22 protein-coding genes are annotated in these 24405 nt (G+C 73.7%); 7 read left to right on the top strand and 15 right to left on the bottom strand.

Annotation, left to right across the window (positions count from 1 at the left end):
- Positions 1-138: 138 nt before the first annotated feature.
- Positions 139-1392 (bottom strand): ADP-ribosylglycohydrolase family protein, encoded by a 1254-nt coding sequence (locus ACFWOG_RS02735; RefSeq protein ID WP_380354010.1) that lies wholly within the window; start codon positions 1390-1392, stop codon positions 139-141.
- Between the two features lie 112 nt (positions 1393-1504).
- Between ACFWOG_RS02735 and ACFWOG_RS02730 the strand changes: the two genes are divergently transcribed.
- Positions 1505-2506 carry a hypothetical protein gene (locus ACFWOG_RS02730; protein WP_380354007.1) on the top strand — a complete coding sequence of 334 codons (1002 nt, stop codon included), beginning with the start codon at positions 1505-1507 and terminating at the stop codon, positions 2504-2506.
- 109 nt (positions 2507-2615) lie between these two features.
- On the opposite strand, the gene ACFWOG_RS02725 is transcribed toward ACFWOG_RS02730, so the two are convergent.
- The 8 genes from ACFWOG_RS02725 to ACFWOG_RS02690 all read right to left on the bottom strand — a co-directional run bounded on the left by ACFWOG_RS02725 (position 2616) and on the right by ACFWOG_RS02690 (position 11971).
- Complete coding sequence (locus ACFWOG_RS02725; protein WP_329951523.1) at positions 2616-3008, bottom strand: transcriptional regulator; 393 nt, start codon at positions 3006-3008, stop codon at positions 2616-2618.
- Complete coding sequence (locus ACFWOG_RS02720; protein ID WP_329879007.1) at positions 3008-3484, bottom strand: hypothetical protein; 477 nt, start codon at positions 3482-3484, stop codon at positions 3008-3010. The genes ACFWOG_RS02725 and ACFWOG_RS02720 overlap by 1 nt, the downstream gene beginning before the upstream one ends.
- Positions 3485-3641: 157 nt before the next feature.
- On the bottom strand, positions 3642-4193 hold the full coding sequence (locus tag ACFWOG_RS02715; protein ID WP_380354004.1) for a ribonuclease domain-containing protein: 552 nt from the start codon (positions 4191-4193) through the stop codon (positions 3642-3644).
- A gap of 364 nt (positions 4194-4557) precedes the next feature.
- Positions 4558-7266 (bottom strand): pyruvate, phosphate dikinase, encoded by a 2709-nt coding sequence (gene ppdK / locus ACFWOG_RS02710; RefSeq protein ID WP_329879009.1) that lies wholly within the window; start codon positions 7264-7266, stop codon positions 4558-4560.
- 563 nt (positions 7267-7829) lie between these two features.
- Positions 7830-8999: a tRNA dihydrouridine synthase DusB gene (dusB, locus tag ACFWOG_RS02705; protein WP_329879010.1), complete on the bottom strand. Its 1170-nt coding sequence runs from the start codon at positions 8997-8999 to the stop codon at positions 7830-7832.
- 195 nt (positions 9000-9194) lie between these two features.
- On the bottom strand, positions 9195-10106 hold the full coding sequence (locus tag ACFWOG_RS02700; protein WP_380354001.1) for a DUF4097 family beta strand repeat-containing protein: 912 nt from the start codon (positions 10104-10106) through the stop codon (positions 9195-9197).
- Between the two features lie 3 nt (positions 10107-10109).
- Complete coding sequence (locus tag ACFWOG_RS02695) at positions 10110-10754, bottom strand: response regulator transcription factor (RefSeq protein WP_329879012.1); 645 nt, start codon at positions 10752-10754, stop codon at positions 10110-10112.
- Positions 10742-11971 (bottom strand): histidine kinase, encoded by a 1230-nt coding sequence (locus tag ACFWOG_RS02690; protein ID WP_329951519.1) that lies wholly within the window; start codon positions 11969-11971, stop codon positions 10742-10744. The genes ACFWOG_RS02695 and ACFWOG_RS02690 overlap by 13 nt, the downstream gene beginning before the upstream one ends.
- A gap of 134 nt (positions 11972-12105) precedes the next feature.
- Between ACFWOG_RS02690 and ACFWOG_RS02685 the strand changes: the two genes are divergently transcribed.
- The gene (locus ACFWOG_RS02685; RefSeq protein ID WP_380353997.1) at positions 12106-12756 is read left to right on the top strand and encodes a hypothetical protein; all 651 of its coding nucleotides are present in this window, start codon (positions 12106-12108) and stop codon (positions 12754-12756) included.
- A gap of 407 nt (positions 12757-13163) precedes the next feature.
- Here the strand turns inward: ACFWOG_RS02685 and ACFWOG_RS02680 are convergent, their stop codons facing one another.
- Positions 13164-14111 (bottom strand): helix-turn-helix transcriptional regulator, encoded by a 948-nt coding sequence (locus tag ACFWOG_RS02680; protein ID WP_380353995.1) that lies wholly within the window; start codon positions 14109-14111, stop codon positions 13164-13166.
- Positions 14112-14212: 101 nt separating this feature from the next.
- Here ACFWOG_RS02680 and ACFWOG_RS02675 point away from each other — a divergent pair, with 101 nt between their 5' ends.
- Positions 14213-15718 carry an MFS transporter gene (locus tag ACFWOG_RS02675; RefSeq protein WP_380353992.1) on the top strand — a complete coding sequence of 502 codons (1506 nt, stop codon included), beginning with the start codon at positions 14213-14215 and terminating at the stop codon, positions 15716-15718.
- Between the two features lie 175 nt (positions 15719-15893).
- Here ACFWOG_RS02675 and ACFWOG_RS02670 read toward each other — a convergent pair whose 3' ends face one another.
- The 3 genes from ACFWOG_RS02670 to ACFWOG_RS02660 all read right to left on the bottom strand — a co-directional run bounded on the left by ACFWOG_RS02670 (position 15894) and on the right by ACFWOG_RS02660 (position 17431).
- The gene (locus ACFWOG_RS02670) at positions 15894-16160 is read right to left on the bottom strand and encodes a hypothetical protein (protein ID WP_329951516.1); all 267 of its coding nucleotides are present in this window, start codon (positions 16158-16160) and stop codon (positions 15894-15896) included.
- A complete protein-coding gene (locus ACFWOG_RS02665; RefSeq protein ID WP_355402316.1) occupies positions 16153-16716 on the bottom strand; it encodes an RNA polymerase sigma factor in 564 nt (187 codons plus the stop codon). Before ACFWOG_RS02665 ends, ACFWOG_RS02670 begins: the two co-directional genes overlap by 8 nt.
- 277 nt (positions 16717-16993) lie before the next feature.
- Complete coding sequence (locus ACFWOG_RS02660) at positions 16994-17431, bottom strand: ATP-binding protein (protein ID WP_329879018.1); 438 nt, start codon at positions 17429-17431, stop codon at positions 16994-16996.
- Positions 17432-17605: 174 nt separating this feature from the next.
- Between ACFWOG_RS02660 and ACFWOG_RS02655 the strand changes: the two genes are divergently transcribed.
- Together ACFWOG_RS02655 and ACFWOG_RS02650 are read left to right on the top strand one after the other, a co-directional pair.
- On the top strand, positions 17606-18964 hold the full coding sequence (locus ACFWOG_RS02655) for a hypothetical protein (protein WP_380353987.1): 1359 nt from the start codon (positions 17606-17608) through the stop codon (positions 18962-18964).
- A 147-nt stretch (positions 18965-19111) separates the two neighbouring features.
- Positions 19112-19894 carry an SMI1/KNR4 family protein gene (locus ACFWOG_RS02650; RefSeq protein ID WP_380353984.1) on the top strand — a complete coding sequence of 261 codons (783 nt, stop codon included), beginning with the start codon at positions 19112-19114 and terminating at the stop codon, positions 19892-19894.
- Positions 19895-19932: 38 nt separating this feature from the next.
- Here the strand turns inward: ACFWOG_RS02650 and ACFWOG_RS02645 are convergent, their stop codons facing one another.
- Entirely contained in the window at positions 19933-20340 is a 408-nt protein-coding gene (locus ACFWOG_RS02645) for a VOC family protein (RefSeq protein WP_329879021.1), read from the bottom strand.
- 204 nt (positions 20341-20544) lie between these two features.
- Between ACFWOG_RS02645 and ACFWOG_RS02640 the strand changes: the two genes are divergently transcribed.
- Both ACFWOG_RS02640 and ACFWOG_RS02635 read left to right on the top strand, forming a co-directional pair.
- Entirely contained in the window at positions 20545-21126 is a 582-nt protein-coding gene (locus ACFWOG_RS02640; protein ID WP_355402307.1) for an NADAR family protein, read from the top strand.
- Positions 21127-21325: 199 nt separating this feature from the next.
- Positions 21326-22777, top strand: coding sequence for a hypothetical protein (locus ACFWOG_RS02635; RefSeq protein ID WP_380353981.1), 1452 nt, complete (start codon positions 21326-21328; stop codon positions 22775-22777).
- Positions 22778-22947: 170 nt separating this feature from the next.
- On the opposite strand, the gene ACFWOG_RS02630 is transcribed toward ACFWOG_RS02635, so the two are convergent.
- Complete coding sequence (locus tag ACFWOG_RS02630) at positions 22948-24330, bottom strand: glycine--tRNA ligase (protein WP_329879024.1); 1383 nt, start codon at positions 24328-24330, stop codon at positions 22948-22950.
- Between the last annotated feature and the right edge of the window lie 75 nt (positions 24331-24405).

The following is a 24405-nucleotide window of genomic DNA, read 5'->3' as shown; positions in this document are numbered from 1 at the left end:
CCGCCCGGATCGGGCGGTCACGGCGACACGACCGCCGGCGGGCGGCGGGGCCACCTGCGGGCGCTTCGGGGCCGCCCTCGTGCCGGGGGTCCGGTCGCCCGCGGGGGTCCGGTCACGGCCCTCCGGGGCGACCGGTGCTCAGGGCCGGTACCCCCGGGTGGCGAGGGCCAGGACCTCGCCGAGGAGCTCCGGACCGTCCGCGCTCCCGACGTGGGCGGGATGCGCCTCGACCAGCGCCGACACCGGCCGCCGTCCGCCGCCCCGCACGGGGGCCACCCGGACCGCCCAGATCGCGAACCCGGTCCGGGCACGGTGCAGGTGGAGCACCCCCTCGGAGGTGTAGGACTCCCACGGCTGCTCCGTCCCGCGCGGGCGCAGGCCCCGCCTGATCCGCTGCCACTCGTCCTCGCTCCAGACCACGTCCGGGACGGGACACGGGCGCGGCAGCCGCAGCGGCTTCGGGGAACCGTGCTCCGGCGCGTTCGCCACACCGCCCGGCTCGACGAAGGCCCAGGCGGGCAGCGGTTCGCGGGCCGCCGTCCAGGCGGCGGGGATGCCGCCCGCCCCGGTACGGGCCGCGACCACACCGCCGGTGATCGCGGCCACGGTGTCCATGTCCCCGCCGGCGCTCACGGCCTCCCAGAGCGCCCCGCGGTAGTCGGTGAGCCTGCGGGCCGCGCACCAGAGCGCGTACGGGACGGTGTCGGCGGCGCTGACCCGGCTGCCGTTGCCGAGCACCTTCGCCACGGCCCCGAGGTCACGTTCGTCCAGCAGCGCGACCGCCTCGGTCAGGCCGTCCCGCACGGCTCCGAACGGCGTGAGGTCCCGCACCGACTCCAGGAAGCCCCTCGCGGTCACGGGCTCCGCGCGGGCCCGTACCGCGAAGGCCGCGGCCACCGCCACGGCGATCGCGCCGTCCACGGCCTGCGGGTGGGTGTGGGTGATCGCCGCGCTGTCGGCGGCCGGCTCGACCGCCGCCCCCGGGTCGTCGGCGTACGCCGCCCCCAGCGGGGCGACCCGCATCGCGGCGCCGTTGCCGTACGAGCCCTGGCCGTCGAAGAGTTCGGCGGCCAGTACCTTGGCGTCACCGCCCTCGCGGACCAGCCGGAGCAGCCGGTTGGCGGCCGGGCCGTAGCCGCGGTCGAAGTCGTGGCGCCGGGCGAAGCCGTGGGTGAGGTCGAAGGTGTCGACGGCCCCGCGCTCGGTGTGCGCGGCGTACACCGAACAGGCCATCTCGGTGTCGTCGGTCCACGGCCAGGGGCCGGGCGGGGCGGTGCGGGCGGCCAGGTGGGCCCTGGCCGTGGCGGGAACGAAGAACTGCGCGCCGAAGGCGTCGCCGACCGAGAGGCCGTCGAGCGCGTCGAGCGCGGGGCCGGCGTGAGGAGCCGTCATCGGGCCCCAGCCCACCCGTCCGACCGGTCCTGCGTCAACCCCGCATGACCCATGACTCCCCGCACGGGCGACGTTTCGCATACCGCCGACCCGGGCGGGAAGCACCCCGGGCATGACCCGCGCCATCGGACTCGTCGACCCGCTGCTGCTGCTCGGCGCCGACCAACAGCACATCGTCACCCGTGCACAACTGCACGGGCTCGGCGTCCCGTCCGGCACCATCGCCCACCGCCTGCGGCCGGGCGGACCGTGGCAACAGGTGCTTCCCCGGGTGATCTGCCTGCAGACCGGACGGCTGACGTCCCATCAACGACTGCGCGCGGCACTCGCGTACGCGACGCCCAAGGGCCGGGCGGACGGGCCCGCCGGAGACGTGCTGCTGACCGGCACGGCCGTCCTGGCCGACGCGGGGCTGCCGTCGGCCGGGCACCCGGCCGACCTGACCTCGGTGGACGTCCTGATCCCGGGCCCACGACGGGTCTCCGACCGGGGGTTCGTGCGGATCCACCGTGCGGCCGGAGCGATGCCGGGCGGGTACGAGCGCGACGACGGGCTCCGGAGCACGACGGTCGCCCGGGCGCTGGCCGACCTCGCACCCCGGGAGAGCGGACGGCGCCGGTTCCGGGCGCTCTGCGCCGAGGCCGTCCAGCGGCGGCACTGCGAACTCGGCGAGCTGCTGGACCAGTTGATGGCCCGGCCGGACGCGCTCGACCTGACCGGGCTGGCCGGGGTGGTGGAGGAACTGGCCGCCGGGGTCCGCTCGGTGGTCGAGGGCGAGGCCCGGGACGCGGTGCGCGGCTCCGGGCTCCCGGAACCGCTCTGGAACCCGGTCCTCCTGCTGGACGGGCGGTTCCTGGCCGTGCCCGACGCCTACTGGCCGCAGGCCTGCGTCGCGCTGGAGATCGACTCCCGGGCCTGGCACCTGCGCCCGGCCGACCACGAGCGGAGCCTGACCCGGGCCAACCGGCTCACCGTGGCCGGCCTGCCGGTGGTCCGCACGACCCCGCTCCAGCTGCGGCGCGACCCGGCGCCCGTGCTGCGGGAGCTGGCCGTGCTGCTCGCCGGGGGACCGCACGGCCCTCAGGCCCGGATCACCTGGCGGCGGGCCCGGTGATCCCGGCGCGGCCGGCCCCACGGGCTGCGCGGAGACGCGGAGATGCGAAGACGCGGAGACGCCCGGCGGCGGCCGACGGCGTACGCAGGGACGGGCAGGGGGCGGCGGGTCAGGAGACGGCAGGCGTGACGTCGGTGGGCGCGGCGTCGGTGGGCGGGGGGACGGTGTCGGCGGGGGCGGTCGCCGTGGTGGCGGCAGTGGCGGCGCCGGCGGCCTCGGCGGCGGCCACCAGGCGCTGGAGTTCCGCGAGGTGCTCGGTGAGGGCCCGCCGACCGGCCCTGGTCGCGACGAGCCAGGTGCGCGGACGCCTGCCGACCGCGCCCTTCCTGACCTTGAGGTAGCCGGCCTGCTCCAACGCGGTCGCGGCCTTGCTGAGCACCGAGTCGGAGACCTCGCAGTGGTCGCGGACGGTGCCGAACTCGGCCTCCGCGCAGGCGCTGAGGAAGGCCAGCACGGTGAGCCTGGTCGGGTGCTGGAGCAGCGGATCGAACGGGGCCGCCATCAGTGGGCCGCCGCGTCGCGCCGGATCCGCTCCGCCAGCCACCCGGTGACCGCCCAGAACGCCGCACCGGCCGCGAGACCGGCGGCCGCACCTATCCAGCGCACACCGCCACCGGCCAGCAGGACCAGGCCCGAGGCGGCCCCGGCCGCGGCGAACACCCCGAGGACGGCCAGCACGATCAGGCCGCCGTAACCGGGAGCCGGCCGGTGCACGATGCCCGCCTCGCGCATCGCGATCCGGGCGAGCGCACCGGTCAGGGCGGCGAAGACCACGCCGAACACGCCGCTCAGCCAGGAGACCCCGGCCCCGATCGCCTGACCGACGCCGGTCCCGTAGACGGTGAACGCCACCGCGAAGGCCGGGCCGTACCAGCCGGGGAGCCGGCCGGAGGCCTGGGCGGCCGCCTTGGCGCGGTCGGCGAGGCGCAGCGCCTCGGCTGCGGGAAGCGCGGGTCGGACGGGCTCGGAGCTGCTCATGGGATCCCCCTGCGGTGCGGCCCTCCGGGAGAGCGCCGTGATGCTCTCACTATGGCATCTACTTTCCGAGCTGGAAAGTACTTTCGCTGGTGGACCGCTCGGCACTGCCCGTCGGCGGCCGGACCGGTCGGCGGCCGGACCGCCGGTGGCGGCACCGTCAGCAGCGGACGTCGATCTCCTGGAAGGTCGCGTAGTGGTCGGCGGTCCAGAACTGCTCGCCGGACTCGCCGGTGACCACGCGACGGGCGCCACGGTCGGCGGAGCCGGGGGTGACGACGGTGAACTCGTGGTAGTAGCCGGAGGTCTTGCGGGGCAGGCGGCTTTCACGGTTCTCGAAGACGATGCCGTCCGAGCGGTACGGGTACGGGCCGCCCTTGGCGATCAGGCCGAGCGTGTCACGGGCCTGGACCGGCAGCCCGGTGCGGCAGACGTCGGCCATCGCCGGGTCGGTCGGCACCCAGGTGCCGGCGGGCGCGGGCGTGCCCGGGGCGGACGCGGTGCCCGCGGGCGGGGACGGCTTCGGTGCGGTGGACCTCGGTGCGGTGGGCCTGGGCCCGGTGGACTTCGGCGTCGCCGGACCGGTCGAGGACGTCGCGGAGGCCTCGGGCGTGCTGTCGCCGGCGTCGTCCGACAGGACGTACCCGACTGCGGCGGCGAGCACGCAGAGCAGCACGGCCAGGGCGGTGAACAGGCGGTTTCTGCTGGTCATGGGCCCAGCTTGGCAGCCACCCGGGCCCGGACCGGGCAACCTCGCGCGTGGCCGCCGACACACCCGCCGGCACCGCTGTTCCGAGGAGGGCTGCGGGGTGAGGGGGTGGCGGGCCCGCCGGCCCGCCCGACCCGCCCGGCCCGGCGGTCGTCCGCTCGCGGTCCGGCCGTGGTGGCCCGGCCGAGCCCGGCCGAGGCCCGGCCGTGGAAAGAGCAGCGGCCGGGACGGGGACGGACGCCGTTGTCCGTTCCCGCCCCGGCCGCCTCACGTACGCCGGTTCTCCTGCGCCGAGCTCCGGTGTACGCCCCTCCCGGGTGGAGGGGATACGGTCAGCGATTCGACCGTGCCGAGGGGCTCAGAGCCCTCAGCGCGAGTCGCTGCCCGCAGTCTCGATGGCGGCGCGGCCTGCCTCCAGACGCGCCACCGGGATCCGGAAGGGGGAGCAGGAGACGTAGTCCAGCCCCACCTCGTGGAAGAAGTGCACCGACTCCGGGTCGCCGCCGTGCTCGCCGCAGACGCCGAGCTTGAGGTCGGGGCGGGTGGCCCGGCCGGCCTCGACGGCGTGCTTGACCAGCGCGCCGACGCCGTCGCGGTCGATGGTCTCGAACGGGGAGACCCCGAAGATGCCCTTCTCCAGGTAGGCCGTGAAGAAGGAGGCCTCGACGTCGTCGCGGGAGAAGCCCCAAACCGTCTGGGTGAGGTCGTTGGTGCCGAAGGAGAAGAACTCGGCGGCCTCGGCGATCTGGCCGGCCGTCACGGCGGCGCGCGGCAGCTCGATCATGGTGCCCAGCTTGATGTCCAGCTGGACGCCGGTGGACTGGGCGACCTCGGCGAGGACGCGCTCGCACTCGTCGCGGACCAGCTCCAGCTCCTGGACGGTGCCGACCAGCGGGATCATCACCTCGGGGCGCGGGTCCCCGCCGGCCAGCTTCCGCTCGGCCGCGGCCTCGGCGATGGCGCGGACCTGCATGCCGAACAGACCGGGGATGACCAGGCCGAGGCGGACGCCGCGCAGACCGAGCATCGGGTTCTGCTCGTGCAGCTTGTGCACTGCCTGGAGCAGGCGCAGGTCGTTCTCGTTCGGGTCCTTGCGGGCCTCGGCGAGGGCGACGCGCACCGACAGCTCGGTGATGTCAGGCAGGAACTCGTGCAGCGGCGGGTCGAGCAGCCGGACGGTGACGGGCAGGCCGTCCATCGCCTGGAAGAGCTCCAGGAAGTCGCCCTTCTGCAGCGGCAGCAGGGTGGAGAGCGCGGTCTCGCGGTCCTTGTCGTTGTCCGCGAGGATCAGGTGCTCGACCTCCTTGCGGCGCTCCTCCCCGAGGAACATGTGCTCGGTGCGGCAGAGGCCGATGCCCTGGGCGCCGTACCGGCGGGCGCGCCCGCTGTCCTCGGCGTTGTCCGCGTTGGCACGCACGGCGAGCCGGCGACGGCCGTCGGCGTGCGACATCAGCCGGTGCACGGCCTGGACCAGACCGCCCTGGACGTCGGCGCCCGCGTGCAGGGTGCCCTCGAAGTACTCCACCACCGGGGAGGGGAGCACGGGTACCTCGCCGAGGTAGACCTTGCCGGTCGCGCCGTCGATCGAGACGACGTCGCCCTCCTCCAGCACCAGGCCGTCGGCGGTGGTCATCCGGCGGCGCTTGGTGTCGACCTCCAGCTCCTCGGCCCCGCAGACACAGGTCTTGCCCATGCCGCGGGCGACCACGGCGGCGTGCGAGGTCTTGCCGCCGCGCGAGGTGAGGATGCCCTCGGCGGCGATCATGCCGTCCAGGTCGTCCGGGTTGGTCTCGCGGCGGACGAGGATGACCTTCTCGCCGGAGCGGGACCACTTCACCGCGGTGTAGGAGTCGAAGACGATCTTGCCGATCGCGGCGCCGGGCGAGGCGGCGAGGCCCCAGGCGATCTGCTTGGACGTGGAGTCGGGTGCGAAGCGCGGGAACATCAGCTGCGAGAGCTGGCCGCCGGTGACCCGCATCAGGGCCTCGTCCAGGTCGATCAGGCCCTGGTCGACCAGCTGGACGGCGATCCGGAACGCGGCGGCGGCGGTGCGCTTGCCGACCCGGGTCTGCAGCATCCAGAGCTTGCCGCGCTCGATGGTGAACTCGATGTCGCAGAGGTCGAGGTAGTGGTTCTCGAGCTTCTGCATGATCGCCATGAGCTCGTCGTACGACTTCTTGTCGAGCTTCTCCAGCTCGGCCAGCGGCAGGGTGTTGCGGATGCCGGCGACGACGTCCTCGCCCTGCGCGTTGGAGAGGTAGTCGCCGTAGACGCCCTGGGTGCCGGTGGAGGGGTCACGGGTGAAGGCGACACCGGTGCCGGAGTCCTCGCCGAGGTTGCCGAAGACCATGCTGCAGACGTTGACCGCGGTGCCCAGGTCGTTCGGGATGCGCTCCTGGCGGCGGTAGAGGCGCGCCCGGTCGCCGTTCCAGGAGTGGAAGACGGCGTGGATCGCGAGGTCCATCTGCTCGCGCGGGTCCTGCGGGAAGGCCCGGCCGGTCTCGCGCTCGACGATCGCCTTGAACACCTCGACGAGCTGCCGGAGGTCGGCGCCGTCCAGGTCGAGGTCGTTGGTGGTGCCCTTCGCGTGCTTGGCCTCGTCCAGGGCCTCCTCGAACAGCTCGCCGTCGACGCCCAGCACGGTCTTGCCGAACATCTGGACCAGGCGACGGTAGGAGTCCCAGGCGAACCGCTCGTTGCCGGACTGCGCGACCAGGCCGACCACGGAGGCGTCGGAGAGGCCGATGTTCAGGACCGTGTCCATCATGCCGGGCATGGAGAACTTGGCGCCCGAGCGGACCGAGACGAGCAGCGGGTCGTCGGCCTGGCCGAGCTTCTTGCCCATCTCCTGCTCAAGGGCGTCCAGGTGGGCGCCGATCTCCTCGTGGAGGGAGGCGGGCTCACTGCCGGTCTCCAGGAAGACCTTGCAGGCCTCGGTGGTGATGGTGAACCCCGGAGGGACGGGGAGCCCCAGGTTGGTCATCTCGGCCAGGTTCGCGCCCTTGCCGCCGAGAAGGTCCTTGAGGTCCTTGTTTCCTTCAGTGAAGGAGTAAACAAACTTCTGCTGGGACGACACGGGTCGGTCTCCTCGCACACGGTTGCCCTGACGCCGGAGAACATACCCATTTCGAAGGCACTTCTGCGCCGCCAATAGGCCGTACGAGGCTGGTACCCAGGGGTAACCCGATAGATCGAATGCACCTAAAGGCGTTCACCTCTGTTGGCGAAATCGTCCGGATGACGCGAGCTAGTGTTCAAGTCTTGAACGCTACGAAACAGGAAGATCACACAGGCGGGACGCAGGGTAGCGGTCGGCCGTGCAAGCTGACGCCTCGGCTTGATTTCCTGCACCCTGAGCGCGCGATCCGCCGCCACCCCCTTCGGGAAGCGATTCGCCGGCGACTTGTTCATTTCGTCCTGTCGGCCGCCTTCTACCGGCACCGTATGTGGCAAGCGTCACCAGCGCATCTCACCGCTTGAGCGTAGACCGGATCCGCCGATCGTCGCACTCCGTCCAGAAACGTGCTCTCTCCGTGATGTTCGGTTGCCAAAAGGGAGCCCTCTTGGCCAGATTGGCCAAGAGGGCTGGGACAGGGTGGCGAGAGGCCTTCGAGGGGCCATTTCGCCGCTATGGACAGATCATCCGCCAGATGTGTCCGATTCGGCGTCTGCACCCGGGCGGGCGCAGTCATACGGATCGTCCAACCATCCCTCGGGCAGAACCACCCGGTTGTTGCCGCTCGTCCGTCCGCGGGGGCCGTCGGCACCGGCCGGCCAGGCCTGCGACTGCTCCACCAGGGCGAGGGTTTCGGCCAGTTCGGCCAGGGAGGAGGAATTGGCGAGCTTCACGCGAAGCTCCGAACCGACCGAGAAGCCCTTGGTGTACCAGGCGACGTGCTTGCGGAAGTCGATCACACCGCGGGCCTCGTCGCCCAGCCACTCACCGAGCAGCTGCGCGTGGCGGACCATCGCCCGCGCCACGTCGGCGAAGGTCGGACGGGCGTAGTCCACCTCGCCCTCGAAGATCGACACCAGGTCCCGGAACAGCCACGGACGGCCCAGGCAACCGCGCCCGACCACCACACCGTCGCAACCGGTCTCGCGCATCATCCGCAGCGCGTCGTCCGCCGACCAGATGTCCCCGTTGCCGAGCACCGGGACGTCCGCCGGAACGGCCTCGCGCAGTCGGGCGATCGCCGACCAGTCCGCGGTGCCGCCGTAGTGCTGGGCGGCGGTGCGCCCGTGCAGGGCGATCGCCGACACGCCCTCCTCCGCGCCGATCCGCCCGGCGTCGAGGAAGGTGAGGTGGTCGTCGTCAATGCCCTTGCGCATCTTCATGGTCACCGGGAGGTCGCCGGCGTTGGCCACGGCCTCACGGAGGATCTCGCGCAACAGGTTGCGCTTGTACGGCAGCGCCGAGCCGCCGCCCTTGCGGGTCACCTTGGGGACGGGGCAGCCGAAGTTCAGGTCGATGTGGTCGGCCAGGCCCTCGTCGGCGATCATCCGCGCCGCCTTGCCGACGGTCACCGGGTCCACGCCGTACAGCTGGATCGAGCGGGGCTTCTCGCTCGGGTCGAACTTGATCAGCTGCATGGTCTTGGCGTTGCGCTCAACCAGAGCCCGCGTGGTGATCATCTCGGAGACGTACAGCCCCTTGCCGCCGCTCTGCTCACGGCAGAGGGTGCGGAACGGCGCGTTGGTGATGCCGGCCATCGGCGCCAGCACGACGGGCGGCCAGACCTGCATCGGACCGATGTTCAGCGGCGCGAACTCGGTGCTGGTCGCGGTGGGTGCGGGCGTGACTGTCATGCGCGGCTGACCTCGGGGAAGGGGGTTCGGGACTCTTCATTGTCCCCCACCCGGCGGACGGGACCGGGACTAGGCCGCCGCGGGGCCCGACGGCCGGCGGACGGCGGCGTTGGCGGAGCCCCCGTGGCCGGGCCGCGGACCGCAGGCCGCGAGACACGGGCCGCGGGGGCACGAGCTGCGGGGGCACGGGCCGGGTCAGCCGCCCGACGCGCCGGGAGAGGAGAGGACCGTCACCGAACCGGAGGTCACCGAGACACGGACCTGGTTGGTGCTGGACTGGTCGGCCAGCAGCGGGTCGATGTGGCGGCTCCCCGAGACGGTGCCCCCGTTGAAGCGGTAGACCGAACCGCGCGGCAGGCCCAGGGTCACCGACCCCGACGTGGCGCCGATGTCCACGGTCCGCGGCGCCTGGGCGAAGGAGAGGTCGACCGAGCCCGAGGTCGCCCTCACCTCCACCGCGGCGGAGGTGAGACCGGCGCCCTTCACCGCACCGGAGGTGGTGCCGGCGACCACCGGGCCGGAGAGGTCGGCCAGCAGGATCGACCCCGAGGTGGAATCCAGCCGGACCTCCCCCGTCACCCCCCGCACGGACAGGCTGCCGGAGGATCCCGTGCCCTCCACCGAGACACCGACCGGCACCTCCAGCTCGATCTCCGCGCCGCAGCCGAGCTTCGCCACCGGCATCACCTGGCTGCAGCGCATCTCCACCCTGAGGTCGCCGCGGTCGAAGAGCACCGAGATGACGGGCGGTCTGATCATCCAGTCCAGCTCCTGGCGGACCACCACCTCGCCCTCCCGCCCCGGACTGATCCGGACCGTCGCCGAACCGGTGTCCAGCACCACCTTGCTCACCGCCACCGGGTAGGACTTCTCCGACTCCGTCCGCTGCTGCACCGCCATCGCCCAGGTCTGTACCGCGCCGATGACCAGCGTCACGGCCAGAGCCAGGACGCCGAGCACCCGCCACATCCGGTGCACCCGCCTCCCGGTGCCGTTCCCCGTCCCCTTCTCCCTTGGCTCGCGCTGCTCGTGCTGCTCGTGCTGCTCGTGCAGCTCGTGCAGCTCGTGCTGCTCTCGTTGCTCCTGGTCGCGCCGCCTTCCCACCATGGACTACCCGACCTCCAGGAACCGCAGCACCGCCAGCACCCGGCGGTGGCTGTCGTCGGCCGGCGGCAGGTCGAGCTTGGCGAAGATCGAGTTGATGTGCTTGGCCACCGCGCTGTCGCTGACCACAAGAGCGGCAGCGATCGCGGTGTTCGACCGGCCCTCCGCCATCAGGCCCAGCACGTCCCGCTCCCGCGGGGTCAGCCGCTCCAGCGGATCGCGGTGACGGCGGACCAGCAGCTGGGCGACCACCTCCGGGTCGAGCGCGGTACCGCCGTCGGCGACCCGCTGCAGCGCGTCCACGAAGTCGTCCACGTTGGCCACCCGCTGTTTGAGCAGGTATCCGACCCCGCTGGTGTTGGTGGCCAGCAGATCGGCGGCGTACCGCTCCTCCACGAACTGGGAGAGCAGCAGCACCGCCACCTCCGGCCACTGCCGGCGGATCAGCAGTGCGGCCCGGACGCCCTCGTCGCTGTAGCCCGGCGGCATCCGTACGTCCGCCACCACCACCCCCGGGCGGTGCTCCTCCACCGCGGCGAGCAGTGCCTCGGCGTCCCCGACCGCGGCGACCACCTCGAAGCCCACCGCCTCCAGCACCTTGACGAGGCCGACCCTGAGCAGGACCGAGTCCTCGGCGATCACAGCACGCACGGCAACTCCACGGAGATGGTGGTCGGGCCCCCGAGGGGGCTGAGAACGGAAAGGGTGCCGTCGACCGAGGCGGTGCGCTTGCGCAGACCGGTCAGCCCGGTGCCCCGCGAGGCGTCCGCCCCGCCGACGCCGTCGTCGCTGACGACCAACCGCAGCCGACCGCCGGCCGTCCGCACCGAGAGCTGCACCCGGGAGGCCTTGGCGTGCTTGGCGACGTTGGTCAGCGCCTCGGAGACGGTGAAGTAGGCGACCGCCTCGACGGTCGGCGCTATGTACTCGGCCAGGTCGACGTCCACCCGCACCGGGAGCGGGGCGCGGGCCGCGATACCGGAGAGTGCCGCGTCCAGGCCGCGGTCCTCCAGGACCGCCGGGTGCAGGCCGCGGACGAGGTCGCGCAACTCGTCGATGGCCGCCTGGGCCTCCTCGTGCGCCTCGACGATCACCTGCATGGCCTCGGGCGGGACGTCCTTGAGCGTGCGCCGGGCCAGGCCCAGGTTCATCGCGAGCGAGGTGAGGCGCTGCTGGGTGCCGTCGTGCAGGTCGCGCTCGATCCGGCGGCGTTCCGCGTCGACGGCGTCCACCAGGCCGGCCCGGCTCTCGACCACCTCCTCGATCCGGTGCTCCAGTGCCTCCGCCCGACCCGGCCCGAGCAACCGCACCGCCGCGACCTTCTCCAGCCGGGCCAGCAGGGCCACCGCCCAGGGCAGCACGGCGAGGATCACGAGACCGCCCACGGTGAGCGGGACGTCCAGCTGGAACCACTTCTGCCGGACCGGGGTGGAGTGCGGCATCAGCCAGGCCCAGCCGAACACGGTGCTCGCCACCAGGGCCGCGCCCCAGGCGTACACGGCCCCCATCGCACCGACGGCGAGCAGGGGGCCGGCCACCAGGTGGTAGCCGACCTGCCGCCAGCTGACCCCGGTGCGCAGCCTCGTCAGGAGGCCGGACGGGACGCCGACCGGCCGCAGCAGCGGGCGCACCTCCACGCCGCGCAGCACCCGCAGTCGGCTGCGCTGGGCGGTCGTCAGCGGGCGCAGGCAGAGCAGGACCAGACCCAGGAGGAGGAAGGTCAGTTTCGGTGTCACGGCGGCGGTCAGGACCGGGAGGGCCGGCGGGATGCCGGAGGCGATGAAGAGGGTGTCACGCCGGGCGGCGGCCGACCACGGGGGCCGGGCGGCGCCCCTGGCGAGCGCACGGCGCAGCGTCGTGGAGGGCATGGCCGACAGCCTAGGGCGGCATGATCGTCACCCACCATGAAGGGGGCTGCCGAGAAAGGGTGTACCTGGGTACACCCTCGATTCGGTTCGGCGCACTACCGACAGCGACGCCCGCCGACGCCACGCTTGTCGGTATGACGAGCCTCGCACCGCACTCCGCCCACCCGCCACACGGGTACCCCGTCTGCTGCCCGGCCCATTCCGCCGCGGCCGCCGTCGCCGAGGGGCGGCTGCCGGTCGGGCCGACCGGTGACCTGCCGGGCGTGCCCGTCGGCCCGGCCGGGCCGTGGTCGGTGCGCAGCGTGCGGGCGGGCCGGAGCCGTGGCCGGACGGCCCTGGAGGTCTACGAGTACGGCGAGTTGGTGGACGTGCTCGTCGCGTCCCGGCTCGGCGCCGGGCTGCTGCGCGGCGCCCGGTGCTGGACGGTCCCCGGGCCGGGCGGCCGTGGCGGCGCCGGGCGGTTCGCGGGCAGCGGCAGGCGCCGGGTCCGGCACGGGCTGGCCTGGGGGCGGCTGCCGCGCGGCGGCGCGGCGCCGTCCGTCGGGTTCACCGCCGCCCCGGCCGCCGGGCGACTGCTGCGCCGGCCGGGGCGGTCGGCCCCGGTCGTCGAGGTGGCCGAGGTGGTCACGGTGGCCGGACAGTTGTGGCTGGCCTGGGCCGAGGGGGTGTTCGGCGGCGTGCTCGTCGAGACGGCGGACGGCGCCGCGTCCGAACGACGGCCACTGGAGCGGGTCCGCCACCGGGCCGGGGCGGACGCCCTCGCCGAGTGCGGAGGTGCCGGATGAGCGCCGTCCTCCCCGTCCGGCCGGGAGGTCTGCCCCGGTGGTCCCTCCACCTCGCCGTCGGCGCCCGCACCCGCGCCCGCGCCGAGCGGGTACCGGCGATCGCCGCGCTGGCGCTGCTGCCCTGGCTGGCCGTGCTCGTGGCCGCCGGCGAGACGGTCTGGGTCGTCCTCGACCTGCTCGAACTCGCCGCCCTGCTCAGGCTGGACGCCTCGCTGCGCCAACGCGGCCGGGCCGCCGCACGGCCCGCGACCGCGGTGGCCCTGCTGCTCACCACCGACGCCCTGCTCGACCTCGCCACCGCCGGCCCCGGCCACGAGACGCTCGTCGCGCTGATGATGGCCGGCTGCGTCGAACTGCCGCTGGCCGCCCTCTGTCTGGCCCTCGGACGGGCGCGGGCCGCCGACCGGTCAAAGCGTCCCGACCACCGCCGCCCTGGTCGCCGCCGTCCGGGTCGCCGCCGTCCGGGTCGGGAGCCGGGCCGTCAGCGCGCGGGTCTCCTCGTCCCGAGGTGTGTAGACGACCATGCGCGGTCCCTGGCCCGGGCCGAGCCAGAGGCTCGTGTACTCGTAGCTCAGCAGCCCGACCTCCGGCACGAGGAAGCGCTTCAGCCCGTTGCCCGGCCGCAGGACGTCGTGCCGCTGCCAGGCCGCGTCGAAGTCCGGAGAGGCCTTGCGGAGCCGGCAGAGCAGCGTCCGCCAGGCGGGCTCGGAGGTGTGCTCGCCCATGCCCGAGCGGAACCGGGCCACCATGACGTCCCGCTCGTACTCGTGGTCGACCAGCACGTCGCGGAACCGCGAGGGGGTGAAGGCCAGCCACATCAGGTTGCGGTCCTCGTGCGGCAGCGCGCCCAGGTCGCCCACGATCCCGGCGTACGGCGCGTTGTGGGCGAGTACGTCGTAGCGGGAGTTGATCACCGCGGCCGGGTAGGGGGCCAACTGGTCCAGGGCCGTCCGGACGCCCGGTGTCACGGTCGGGCACTCCACCACCGGCGTCGGATCCTCGGCACCGGCCAGCGCGAACAGGTGGGCCCGCTCGCTCGGATCGAGGAGCAGAGCCCGGGCCACCGCGTCCAGCACCTGGACGGACACCTGGATGGACCGCCCCTGCTCCAGCCACGTGTACCAGGTCACCCCGACCGCGGCGAGCTGCGCCACCTCCTCGCGGCGCAGGCCCGGAGTCCGGCGGCGGCCGGTCATCGGCAGGCCCACCTGCTCCGGGGCGATCCGCTCGCGACGGCTGCGCAGGAAGGCCGCCAGCTCGTGGCGGCGAGCATCGGCGGCAGGTACCTTGCCCGTGTTCGCGGCGGCCGTACCGCCGGTGGCCGCACCGGTCGGGGCGGCAGTCGTCAGGCTCATCCCCCCAGCATGCGCCACCCGCCATCCTGTTGCCAGGTACTCCTTATACCTGGATAAGCACACTCTGGTACCAGGGTCCGGCGCGTCGGATCGTATGACTCGTGACCCAACAACTCACCGTCGCCAAGTCCACCGCCACCGCCCTCCCGGCATCCGCCCGCCCCGCCGCCCCGGCCGACGCCGTCTCCACAGCCACCGTGTCCAGGGCCACCGCCTCCTCCGCCCACTCCGCACTCGGCACCGCCGGACTGGTCACCGTCCTGCTCGGGGCATTCCTCCCGATGCTGGACTTCTTCATCGTCAACGTCGCCCTGCCGACCATCGACCACGACCTCGCCGCCGGCCCCGCCGTCCTGGAACTGGTCGCGGCCGGGTACGGCATCGCCTTCGCCGTGCTGCTGGTCCTCGGCGGCCGGCTCGGCGACATCTACGGTCGTCGCCGCCTCTTCGTCGTCGGTGCCGCGGCCTTCGCGGTCACCTCGCTCGCCTGCGGACTCGCTCCCGGTGCCTGGACTCTGGTCGCCGCCCGCGCCGCCCAGGGGGCCTCGGCCGCCCTGCTGGTCCCCCAGGTCCTCGGCACGATCACCGCCGCCACCCACGGCGCCCGGCGCGGCCGCGCACTCTCCGTCTACGGCGCAGTCGCGGGCATCTCGGTGGTGATCGGCCAGGTCCTCGGCGGAATCCTGGTCGCCGCCGACCTCTTCGGCACCGGCTGGCGCTCGGTCTTCCTCCTGAACGTCCCCTTCGCCCTGCTCACCGTCGGCCTCGCCTTCCGTTACGTCCCGGAGAGCCGGGCCGAGCAGGCCGCCAAGGTCGACATCGCCGGCACCGTCCTGCTCACCGCCACCATGCTCGCCCTGCTGGTCCCCCTGATGGAGGACCGCGCCGCCGGTTGGCCGCTGTGGTCCTGGCTGCTGCTGGCGCTGTCGCCCGTCCTCGCCACCGCGTTCGTCCTGGTCGAGCTGCGGGCCGAGCGGCGCGGCGGCTCCCCGCTGGTGCCGCCCACCCTGCTGCGCATCCCCGAGATGCGGCGCGGCCTCGGTATCGCCCTCCCCTACTTCGGCGGCTTCGGCGGCTTCATGTTCGTCATCGCCGTCGCCCTCCAGCAGGGCCTCCACCTCGGCCCGGTCGCGGCCGGCTGGGCGCTGGTCCCGATGGCCGTCGGCTACTTCACCGCCTCGCTCGCCGGTCCTCGTCTGATCGGCCGCTTCGGCAGCCGCGTCCTCACCGCCGGCGCCGTCGTCCAGGCGGTCGGCCTCGCCACCCTGGCCGTGACCGTCCTCGCCGACTGGTCGCACTTCTCCCCGCTCCGGATGGCCCCCGGCGTCGCGCTCGCCGGCATCGGCCAGGGCCTGATCGGCACCCCGCTCTTCCGCGTCATCCTCTCCAAGGTCCCCGCCGACCGGGCCGGCGTCGGCAGCGGCGTCCTCGCCACCAGCCAGCAGTCCAGCCTGGCGCTCGGCGTCGCCACCCTCGGCACCCTCTACCTCGCCCTCTCCCCGACGCTGGGCCTCGACCGCGCCCTCGCCCTCTGCCTGGGCATCCAGCTCCTCGGCTCCTTCGCCATCCTCTGCCTCACCCTCCGTCTCCCCCGCTCCATCGGATGACGGTGGACGACCGGGTTCGGCGGCGCCTCGTAGCCGCGTGCCCGCCTGCCTCGGCGGAGGCGGGCACGCGGCTGTGAGACCACCCAAGCCGCGCCGCCCTCCTCCGCGCCGCCCCTCTTCGCCGTCCCTCCTCTTCGCCGTCCCTTCTCCTCGCCGCTTTCTCCGACCGCCGCGCTCAGCCCGGTCGCCCGGAGGTGAGCGTGCAGCTCCCGTCCGCGCAGGAGCGCTTCAAGCGGCCCCGCGAGACGGTCTCCAGCAGCCCGATCGTCCAGCACATCGGGCAGCCCCGCAGGGCGAGCACACCGACCGGGAGGAGCAGCAGGGCGACCGGTCCGACCACCGGGACCAGCGCGAACGCGCCGACCAGCGAGCCGAAACCCACCGCACCGCGCAGCAGATGACGGGGCAGCGAGGCGCTCGCGAAGTCCGGACGGTCAGTCATCGCCACCTCCCGCAGGAGGCCGGGCAGCGTCCCACAACGACTGCCGGACCGCCGCGCGGGCACGGTGCAGCCGCGACTTCATCGCGGCGCCGCTCAGGCCCAGCGCATCGGCGACCGTCCGCCCGCTGAGACCCTGAACGTCCCGCATGACCAGGACGCGCCGCTGGTCGTCCGGGAGCGCGGCGATCGCCGCCGCCACCCGGCCGGCCTCCAGGCGGTTCAACACCTCGTCCTCGGCCGACACGGCGACGGCCTCCTCCACCTGCGGCCGGTCCCGCAGCAGCGTGCGTGCCCGGCGCAGGCACTCGTTGCGGACGATCCGGAAGGTCCACGACGCGAGCGCACCGGACGCCCGCAGCATCCCGATCTTCCGGTACAGGATGATCAGCGCCTCCTGCGCCGCGTCCTCGGCGTCCTGCGGCGAGGCGCAGAGCGACCGCGCGAACCGCTGCACGTGCGGGTGCGCACCCGACACCAGCGCGGCGAGCGAATCAACGTCGCCCCGCTGCGCCGCGCGGACCAGTACCTCCCCCGGCCAGGCGGCGGACTCAGCCACGGCCCCGCCCCCGCTTCCGCAGCACGACCACGCTGCACGTGCACAGCAGCACCACGACGACACCGACAGCGATTCCCACGACCACGACGACCTCCCAAGTCCTGCTCCGACGCCTGTCCGAACGTCCGTCCGTCCGTCGAAGACATTCATAGGAGAGTCGCCGCCGGTCAAAGGATTCTGCCCCGCCCCCACTTTCTTTCCGGCCGCGTCCCGCCCGCCGACGTCTCGGGCTCGGCGGAGGCACCGGCTCGCGGGAAGGCCCGGAGGGGCGGGGCCGTCAGGCCGGTTGGGCGGCGAGGGTGCGGGGAGCCGGTGCGGGGGCCGGACCGGGGAGCGGGAGGTCGGGGGCGTAGGTGAACCAGACCACCTTGCCGGTGCCTGCGGGCTCCCAGCCCCACGCCGCCGCCAGGGCCTCCACCAGGAGGAGGCCGCGTCCGTCGGTGGCGTCCTGGTCGGGCTCGGGGGCCGGGGCGGGCCGGCGGAGGGTCGGGCAGGTGTCGGCGACCTCGATGCGGAGGAGGGCGGAGGACCACCGGACGGTGAGGGTGCAGCGACCGCCCGCGTGCTCGACGGCGTTGGCGATGAGCTCGCCCGCGCACAGTTCGACGTCCGCCAGGGCGTCGTCCGACAGCGGCAGGTCCCAGGCGCGGGCGGTGTCCGCGACATGGCGGCGCGCCGCCGGGACCGCGGCAGGGTCCGGCGGGACGTCCCTCACGCAAGGCGTACCGCTTGTGATCACTGTTGCTCTCCGTCTCTGCGAAGTCCCTTGCGATTCCGACCGCTCCGCCACCCGTGAGGCTGACATCCATTCAACGCGGGTACACAGGACGGGAGAACCGGCGATGCTGGTCGGAGCGTTGAACCGGTTGAACGAAGGACGGGGATCGCGATGGCGAGACGACCGCGCACACCCAACACCGGACTGGCCGCTCTCCTCCTCCAGGCCCGCTGGGGCAACGACCAGCTCGCCCGGGCGGTGAACCGGGTCGGCGGGGAACAGGGGCTCGGCCTCACCTACGACAAGTCGTCCGTCTCGCACTGGCTCTCCGGCGCGCGCCCGCGTGCGGAGGTGCGCGAGGTGGTCCGGGAGGCGTTCGCGCGCCGGCTCGGGCGCCCCGTGACCCCGGAGGAGACCGGGTTCGGCGATCCGGTCCAGCAGGGCGGCGGCGCACCGGGCGGCAGCACGCTGTCCGATCTGATGTCGATCGGCAAGGCCGACGTGGACCCGTCCCGCCGGGGAGTGCTCTCCGCCGGGCTCTACTCCGTCGCGCTCGCCCTGCCGGGGTTCGACGACCCGGACGCCGCCGACCGGGTCACCCGTACCGGCGCCGGGCGCACCGTCCGGATCGGGCCGGGCGAGGTGGAGACCGTACGGGCGATGACGGGCCGGATCGCCGGCATCCTCGACGAACTGGGCGCCGCCCACGCCCGGCCGATGGCCGCGGCGTTCCTGGTCAACTCGGTCGGGCCGTGGCTCCGGGCGTCCGGCAGCGAGCAGGTGAAGGCCGACCTGCTGGCGGCAGCGGCCGACCTCACCTACCTGACCGGGTGGATGGCCATGTACGAGACGGCGCACGGGCTCGGGCAGCAGTACTACGTCCAGGCGCTCAAGCTCGCCCGCGAGGCCCGGGACCACGTCACCTACTGCCGCACGCTGCGCGGCATGGCCCTGCAGGCGTCGAACCTCGGCTACGGTCCCAGGGCGCTGGAACTCGCCGACTCCGCCGCCGAGGCCGCCCCTGCGGCAGGGCCGCGCCTGCGTGCCTTCCTCGCCGGCCAGCAGGCGCACGGCGCGGCCATGGTGAAGGACCGGCGCCAGGCGTTCGCGCGGCTGGCCGAGACCGAGGCCGCGCTCGCCAGGGCGGACGGCCGCAACGACGCGGTCGGCGGCTACGACCAGGCCGCCTACCACTTCCACGTCGCGCACGTCCTGTACGAACTCGGCGACCTCGCCGGGTCCGTGCAGGAACTTCAGATCTCCAACCGGGTCCGTCCGGCCAACGAGAAGCAGGGCCGGGTGCACGCCAACGGGCTGCTCGCCCGGCGGCAGACGGAGCTGGGCCACGTCGAGGCGGCGTGCGCGACGTGGCACGCGTTCCTGGACGACTACGTCACCCTCAGCTCCGTCCGCGGCGACGAGCACTTCCGGGCGCTCGGCACGTCGTTGGCCGCCCGCGCAGGCAGCCCCGGGGTGGTCCGCCGGCTTCGGCAGCGCACCGACGAGGTGGCCCGCCAGAAGACCGCGTAGCGGCCCCGCCCCACCCGGCCGGCGACCGGCGACCGGCGACCGGCGCTCAAGGCCCGGTGCTCAAGACCCGGGGCTCACGGCCCGGTGCTCAAGACCCGGGGGTCGGGGCAGGGCCCGGTGACGCACCCTCCTGGCAGACTCGGCGCCATGCGACGCGCCCTGCGACCGGACCTGACCCTGCTGCGCGAACTCGTCGAGGACTCACCGGAACTCGGACGGAGGCCGACCCGCCCCGCGCCGGAACAATGGCTCCGCGACGCCGAGGCACGGATCGGGACGGCACTGCCGCCGTCCTACCGGTGGTGGCTCGCCGAGTACGGCCGGGGGCGGACGCTCGGGGCGGACATCGCGACGGTCGTCCCGCCCGAATGCGCCGAGGACGTCCACGAGGCCGTCAGCGCGCCCTGGCGGCGGTCCGCCGACCGGCTCCGCTTCGCCGGCGAGCCCGACGGCGGCAACGAGTACCACTTCGCCCTCGACCGGACGGGAGAGGCCGGGGCGGGCGAGTTCCCGGTGGTCCGCCGGGACGGCCTCGACGGCGAGGAGTACCCGGAGGCGGAGTCCTTCGCGGGCTTCCTGGCCGTCCACGAGGCGCGATCGCGCGGACTCGGCGACGGCCCCAACCCCACGATCGCCCGGCTGTGGCGGTCGACCCCCGGCGTACTGCTCGACAGCGGCGTGCTCGTGTACGGGCCGCACGGCATCCGGGAGCGCAACGAGACGTTCGAGGTGGCCCGCTACGCGCCCGAGTGGGTGCTGATCGGCGACGACAGCGGCGGCACCGGACTGTTCATGCGCCGGCACGGCCGCGACCGCACCCGCGTGTACCGCCTCGGTCTGGGCGCGATCGACGAGAACGTCGAGACGGAGGGCGAGCTCGTGACGGACGACCTGCTCACCTGGCTGGAGGAGGCCGGTGCCGCCGGCTGAGCCGGCGCCGGGCTCCTCCGACGGCCCGGCCCCGGGAGCTACTCGCCGAGTTCGGTGAACAGGGTCAGCTGGAGGGCGCCGGGGGCCTCCAGGCGGGAGTTGAGGGAGTTCCAGGGGGTACGGACGGGCTCGGCGATCACCTCGGCGCCGGCGGCGGCGAGCGTGGCGGTGGTGGCCGTCGCGTCGTCCACCTGGAACGCGACCCGGAGGTGGCCCGCCACCCGCCGCCCGACCTCGACGTCGTCGATGTAGTCGGCGTGCCCCGGGTCGGCGATCTCCAGGGTGGCGCGGCCGGCTTCGAGGATGGTGACCCGGCCGTCCGGGGAGGAGAAGGCGCCGCGCTCGGGCAGGCCCAGCACGTCGCGGTAGAAGTGGAGCGCCTGCTCGTAGTCGGCCGCCGTGACCACCAGACGGAGTTCACGGACGGCGGGGGCTTCCTCGGACATGCCTGCTCCTTGCGATGACGTCGGGCGACGAGGTTGCGCGATCCCGGAGGTGCGGACCGCGGGCGCGGTGTGCGACGACCGCCACCGAACCGTGAACCCCCCGCCCCCCGAGCCGATTCCCTCCTCGGTGACGGGGAGCGCGCGCCGCCCCCGTCACCGGAAAAGCCGTGGCTGCCGGGCGCCCCTTTGTGTCAGCATGACGATATGAGCAACGAACTCGTCGACGATCCTGCCGACACCCGCAACCGCGCCGACCTGACGGCCCTGGTCGCCGTCGGCGTCCAGCCCAAGTGGCTGATGTTCTGGGGCCACCGGGCGCAGCGGGACGGGTCCGTCGGGCCCGGGGTGCTGAGCCAGTGGTGGCCCGAGCACCCGTTCACCGTCGACGGGGTGGAGTACGCGACCGCCGAGCACTGGATGATGGCCGGCAAGGCGCGGATGTTCGGGGACGAGGGCATGCTGGCGCGGATCCTCGGGGCCGCGAGCCCGGCCGAGGCGAAGAAGCTCGGCCGGCAGGTCAGGGGGTTCGACGACGCGGCCTGGACGGCCGGGCGGTTCGAGCTGGTGGTGCGCGGCAACGTCGCCAAGTTCGCCCAGGACGAGGCGCTGCGCGGGTACCTGCTGTCGACCCGACGACGCGTCCTGGTGGAGGCCAGCCCGGTGGACCGGATCTGGGGCATCGGGCTCGCCGCCGACGACGCCCGGGCTCAGGAGCCGGCGGCCTGGCGCGGGCAGAACCTGCTGGGCTTCGCACTGATGGAGGCCCGGGAGCGGCTGGCCGGGTGAGCGCGGGCGCACCGGTGCCGAACGGCGGGGCCACGGCCCCGCCGAGGGGCGCGCGCCCCGCGGAGTTCGCCCTTCTCACGCCCTCCGCGCTCCCGGACTCCACTCGCAAACCTCTGGACGCACTGCCGTAACGCGGCCGCCGTATACCGACGCCAGGATGACTTGCAGTCAGGGCCTAGTTGGACAGGTTGCGGTGATCATGCGTACACGGCACACAGAACAACCCCCTTTCCCGGACGCCGGCGCGGACGCGGAGGCGGACACCAACGCGCACGCGGACGCGGGCACGGGCGGCGGCACGGAGCAGGACGCGCTGGAACTCCGCGCCGAGCTGGACGAGTTACTGCGTGCCCGCCAGTACGCGGGCCAGCGCGAGCGCCGGCTCTTCGAGGCCGTCCGGGCGCTGCCGGAACGGCAGCACCCGGACGGTGAGCTGACGCGACAGCTGGCCCAGGCGCGGACGCTGCGCGAGGGACTCGCGGCCCGCTGCCTGGAGTTGAGCGACCAGCTGAAGGTCCTGGAGGATCACCTGCGGCAACCGGCTCCGCGCCTGCGGATGCCCCGCCAACCCACCGGGGCACGGTTCGGCGGGGGCGCGTACGACGAGGCGTCCGCCCCGTCGATGTCACCCGCACCCCCGCCGCCGCGCGCCACCGGAGCACGGTTCGGCCGGTTCACCGCCCAGGCCCAGAAGGCCAAGGGGCCGACGGACCCGACCGGACCCGCAGGGCCGACCGAACCGACCTGGCCCGCAGAGCAGGCCGGACCGGCAGGAGCCGTGCCTGGGCCCGCCGCAACCACGTCCCCACCCCCGCCGCCCCCGGCCGCCGAACCGCCCCGTCGCCGCTCCCCCGACGAGCTCACCACCCTGGCCGACCGCATCATCGGCCTCTACCAGCAGGCCACCGGCGGCCACGCCCCCCAACAGGCCCACCACCACGCGCCACCCCGGCAGGCGGCCTCCCGGGAGGCCGCCGACCTGCTCGCCCGGGCCGCCACCCGCCTCACCCCGCACGACACCGCCCGTCTGGCCGCCCTGCTGTCCCGTCGCGGCTCGGCCGGCGCGTCCCTCCAGCTCGCCCGGAGCGCGGCCCAGGGCGCTCCGGAGCACGCTGCCACCACCCTGGCCGAACTGCGCGAGGCCGGGCTGGCCGAGGAGGCCACCGAGCTCTTCCACACCCTCTGGTCCTACCCGGTCACCGCGCTTCCCGCTCTGCTGAACGCGCTGGAACGCGCCGGACAGCACGCCGACAGCGCCACCCTGCTCTGGGAGTGGGGCTCCGCCCCGCCCGCCGAACTGGCCGCCCTGGCCGTCCACCTGCACCGGTCGGACCGCGCCGCCGACGCCCGGACGCTGCTCCGCCAGGCCGCGGGCCGGCCCACCGCCGACCTGGTGGGCCTCGTCACCGCTCTCGCCCCGCCGCTCCCCGGCCTGTTGCTGGGCGAGCTGGCGGCGCTGCGCCCGCCGGCCGAACTGGTCGGGCTGGCCGCCGCGCTGCACGCGGCCGGCCACCGGCAGCTGTACGACGAGCTGTTGACCACACTGCTCGCGGACGCCGCCCGCCACCGCGCCACCCTCGCCGCCCTCCGCACGGAGGGCCTGCCGACCGCCCCGACCCCGCCGCCCCGCTCCCGCTGGGGCCGCCGCTAGACCCGGCCGGGGCCCTGGGACCGGACAGGCCCTGGGTCCGGACAGCGCCTGGGACCGGACGGCGCCCGAGGTCGCCGGCCGCAGGCGCACGCGGGGAGCCCCCGCCCGCCCGAAGGCGAACGGGGGCTCCCCGCGACGAACGGCCGGCGACGGCCGGCATCAGTCGGACGTCAGCAGCCGATGAGCCGCGCCGCCAGGTACGACTTCACCTGGTCCAGCGAGACGCGCTCCTGCGCCATGGTGTCGCGCTCGCGCACGGTCACCGCGTTGTCCTCAAGCGTGTCGAAGTCGACGGTGACGCAGAACGGCGTGCCGATCTCGTCCTGGCGGCGGTACCGCTTGCCGATCGCGCCGGCGTCGTCGAACTCGACGTTCCACGCGGTGCGCAGGTCGGCGGCCAGGCCGCGGGCCTTCGGCGAGAGGTCGGCGTTGCGCGACAGCGGCAGCACCGCGACCTTGACCGGGGCCAGCCGCGGGTCGAGCCGCATGCCGACGCGCTTCTCCAGGACGCCCTTGGCGTTCGGCGCCTCGTCCTCGAAGTAGGCGTCGATCAGGAAGGCCAGCATGGCGCGGTTGAGGCCGGCCGCCGGCTCGATGACGAACGGGAAGTACCGCTCGCCGGACTCCTGGTCGAAGTACTTGAGGTCCTGGCCGGAGGCCTCGCTGTGCACCGTCAGGTCGTAGTCGGTGCGGTTGGCGATGCCCTCCAGCTCGGAGAACTCGGTACCGCCGAAGTTGAAGCGGTACTCGATGTCCACCGTGCGCTTGGCGTAGTGGGAGAGCTTCTCCTTCGGGTGGTCGAACAGGCGCATGTTGTCGGTGCGCAGACCGAGGTCGACGTACCAGTCCCAGCGCTGCTGGAGCCAGTACTCGTGCCACTGCTCGTCCTCGCCCGGCTTGACGAAGAACTCCATCTCCATCTGCTCGAACTCGCGGGTCCGGAAGATGAAGTTGCCGGGGGTGATCTCGTTGCGGAAGCTCTTGCCGACCTGGGCGATGCCGAACGGCGGCTTCTTGCGCGAGGTGGTCTGGACGGCCTTGAAGTTGGTGAAGATGCCCTGGGCGGTCTCCGGGCGCAGGTAGGCCAGGCCGCTCGCCTCCTCGGTGACACCGAGGTGGGTCTTCAGCATGCCCGAGAAGTCCTTGGGCGCGGTGAACTGGCCCTTGACGCCGCAGTCGGGGCAGTTGACGTCCTGGAGGCCGTTCGGCGGCGGGAAGCCGTGCTTGGCCTCGTACTTCTCCTCCAGGTGGTCGGCCCGGTGGCGCTTGTGGCAGGAGAGGCACTCGGTCAGCGGGTCGTTGAAGGTGGCGACGTGGCCGGAGGCCTCCCAGACCTCGCGGGCCAGGATCACCGACGAGTCGAGTCCGACGACGTCCTCACGGGCCTGGACCATCGCACGCCACCACTGGCGCTTGATGTTCTCCTTGAGCTCCACGCCCAGCGGCCCGTAGTCCCAGGCGGCACGCGTGCCACCGTAGATCTCGCTGCAGGGGTAGACGAAGCCACGGCGCTTGCTCAGGCTGACGATCGTCTCGATCTTGTCGGCTGCCACAGTGCTCTCTTCAGTACGGACGGCACGGTCAGGGCACGGCTGGTTGCGCGTACCCGAATACCTCAGGTTACCGGC

Origin of the sequence: Kitasatospora sp. NPDC058406 (assembly GCF_042722765.1) — a bacterium.
Classification (GTDB): Bacteria; Actinomycetota; Actinomycetes; order Streptomycetales; family Streptomycetaceae; genus Kitasatospora.
Note: the sequence above shows the minus strand (reverse complement) of the source record. Positions and strands in the feature narration are given on the sequence as shown.